This window comes from Xanthomonas sp. SHU 308 (assembly GCF_000364645.1).
GTDB lineage: Bacteria > Pseudomonadota > Gammaproteobacteria > Xanthomonadales > Xanthomonadaceae > Xanthomonas_A > Xanthomonas_A sontii.
Map to the genome: position 1 here is coordinate 1 of NZ_AQOK01000492.1, position 344 is coordinate 344.

Genomic DNA, 344 nt, shown 5'->3' on the forward strand with positions numbered 1-344 from the left:
TGTTGCCGGCCTGCACGGTGGTGCCGGTGAGGCTGAGGTCGCGGCCGGCCTGCAGCAGCAGGTTGTTGCCGGCAGTGATGCCCGAACGCAGGTCGCCGCCTGCGATGGCGTCGCGGGTGGTGCTGGTGAGGTCGCGACCGGCGCTGAGCAGCACGTCGCGGCCAGCGATCTGGCCGCCGAGGTTGAGCAGGTCCTGATTGGCCTGCAGCGCCACGGTGCCGCTGGACACGATGCGGCCCTGGTTGAGCAGGTTGCCGACATTGGCGCTGACATTGGCGCCGCCGATGGTGCCGGTGTTGCTCAGGCCGGCCGTGGCGTTGAGCGAGACGTCGCCGTTGTCGCTG

General features: G+C 70.3%; 1 protein-coding gene. It reads right to left on the minus strand.

What is annotated here, in order from left to right:
- On the minus strand, window positions 1-344 hold a 344-nt coding region (locus D588_RS24965), incomplete at both ends, for a hemagglutinin repeat-containing protein (RefSeq protein ID WP_043085198.1).